Genomic DNA, 440 nt, shown 5'->3' with positions numbered 1-440 from the left:
GGGCCCGGAGCATCTGTACGAGGTGTCGCTGCGCGAGTCGGCGGGGGCGCTGGCCGGGCGCGGCTACGGCCACGTGCGCGCCGAGGAGCTGGCCAGGGCGGGGGGCATGTCGGTGGGCAGCTTCTACCGGCGCTATGGCAGCAAGGCGGGCTTCGCGCAGCAGGTGCGCCAGTGGGCCGAGGCCGACGTCTGCCGCATCGCGCGGGGAGGCTTCGAGATGGTGCTGGAACGGCCGGAAGGCAGCTTCCGCGAGGCCTTCGATGTCTTCTGGGAGCAGCTGGCGTGGTGCGCGACGCGCAAGCCGGAGCTCTTCCACTTCACCTTCATGCACTGGCATCCGGATTCGCTGGAGCCGGAGGCCTTGGGTGCCCAGGCGCGGGAGCTGGTGCGGGAGGTGCTGGCGCACGGGGAGCGCGTGGGGGCGCTGGCACCGGGAAGCG

The 440-nt window shown here is 72.7% G+C and carries 1 protein-coding gene; it reads left to right on the top strand.

What is annotated here, in order from left to right; all coding sequences use genetic code 11:
- A partial coding sequence (locus HG543_RS54120; RefSeq protein WP_169352730.1) for a TetR/AcrR family transcriptional regulator occupies window positions 1-440 on the top strand: 440 nt, incomplete at both ends.

The organism is Pyxidicoccus fallax, from assembly GCF_012933655.1.
GTDB lineage: Bacteria > Myxococcota > Myxococcia > Myxococcales > Myxococcaceae > Myxococcus > Myxococcus fallax.
This window is presented reverse-complemented; position numbering and strand designations above follow the sequence as displayed.